This window comes from Dietzia sp. CQ4, from assembly GCF_014145125.1.
GTDB lineage: Bacteria > Actinomycetota > Actinomycetes > Mycobacteriales > Mycobacteriaceae > Dietzia > Dietzia natronolimnaea.
Genome location: NZ_JAALDZ010000209.1, coordinates 1 through 1,766, shown reverse-complemented (window position 1 = coordinate 1,766; position 1,766 = coordinate 1). Strand labels below are relative to the sequence as shown.

The following is a 1,766-nucleotide window of genomic DNA, read 5'->3' as shown; positions in this document are numbered from 1 at the left end:
CCGGCTGCTCGCCGCCCAGGTCACCCGCGGACTCGAGGACGTGCCCCCGGTGCCCGCGCCCGTGGCCGGGGAGATCACCCGGCACCAGCTGGAGTCGCCCAGCGGGGCGGACCTGCGGGTGACGTCGGTCGGGGTGGACCTGGGCGGCGTGACGTTCGCCGTCGAGGTGGGCACGGACACCGACCGGTACGACACCGTGCTCGCGGCGGGCGCGATCCTGTTCCTGTCCTTCGTGCCCGTGGCCGGACTGGCGACCGCGGTGTTCGTGCACTACGCGATGGGCCGCGTGCTGCGGCCGGTGGAATCGATCCGGTCGCGGGTGGCCGAGATCTCCGCCTCGGGGCGGGGCGAGCGGGTGCCGGTGCCCGAGGCGGAGGACGAGATCGCGCGACTGGCCCGCACGATGAACGCGATGCTCGCCCGCCTGGACGCCGCGAGGACCGCCCAGGTGGCCTTCGTGGGCGATGCCTCGCACGAGTTACGCAGCCCCCTGTCCACGCTGTCGACGCTGTTGGAGCTGTCCTCGACCTCCGGCACCCCGGTCGACGTGGAGACCGTGGACGACCTCCTGCTGCCCGAGGTCCAGCGGATGCGGTCGATGGTCGAGGATCTCCTCCTGCTGGCCAAGAACGACGAGCGGGGTGTCCCGCTGCGTCGCGAGGACGTGGACCTCGACGACATCGTCCTCTCCGAGGTCGGGCGGCTCCGTGGACTGGGCGGACTCGAGGTCACCGGCGCGGTGGAACCCGCCCGACTGGTCGGCGACCCCGACGCCCTGCTGCGGGTCGTGCGCAACCTCGTCGACAACGCGCGGCGGCACGCCCGTGAGGCCGTGATGATCGGGCTCACCGTGGATCGCACGGACCCCGCGGGACCGCGCGCCGTGATCACCGTCGACGACGACGGCGAGGGGGTGCCACCCGAGCAGCGTGACACGGTGTTCGACCGCTTCGCCCGACTCGACGCCGACCGCGCCCGCGGCACCGGGGGGTCCGGCCTGGGGCTGGCGATCGTCGCCGAGATCACCCGCTCCCACGGGGGATCGGTCCGGGTCGAGGACTCCCCCGCGGGCGGAGCGCGGTTCGTCGTGGACCTGCCGGTCGAGACCATCGGGGAACACCCCGACCAGCCGTGACCGACCCGGGCGGCCGCCGCTGCGGCGCCGCGCCACCGGCCGGACCGTGAGCGGATAGGCTCGGCTGTCGTGTGGGCCCGCCTGAACCGCCTCTTCGACGCCGAGGACGCATGGACCCGACCGTTGCCGGAGAACTACCTCCGGGCCGACGCGGTCCTCGCCCTGGCCATGTTCGCCTGCTCGGCCGTGGGACTGGAGATCCTGCGGAGCATGGGCGTGTTGGGCGGCGAGAGCGCTCCGCTGTGGGCCCAGTACGCGGCGATGGCGAGCGCGGCGGCCCTGCTCGCCATCCGCCGCCGACTCCCGCTCCTGACCGGCCTCGGCGCGACCGCGCATCTGCTCATCATCGGCAGCGTCATGCCGCTGGTGATGGGGCAGGTCTCCCAGCAGGTGCTGTACTTCATCGCCGTCTACTCCGCGGTGGCATGGGCCCGCGACCGCAGGGCTCTGGTCGGTGTGGCGGTGGGGATCACCGCCGCCCTCGTGGTGTGGATGATCTGGTACCTCGCGCTGGGATCGGGGATGCAGCAGATCCTCGACTCCCTCGATGACACCGACCGCTCGTCGGGGCTCGTCCCTCCCGTGCCCGCCTACCTCGTCTACACCGCGCTCATCAACATCGTCTACTTCG

General features: G+C 72.8%; 1 protein-coding gene and 1 pseudogene. Both read left to right on the top strand.

All coding sequences use genetic code 11. The annotated features are described in order from the left end of the window. On the top strand, positions 1 to 1,135 hold a 1,135-nt coding region (locus tag G6031_RS12405; protein ID WP_182645336.1), incomplete at its 5' end, for an ATP-binding protein. 69 nt (positions 1,136 to 1,204) lie between these two features. Beyond that, positions 1,205 to 1,766, top strand: a pseudogene (locus G6031_RS12400) (histidine kinase); the annotation flags it as partial.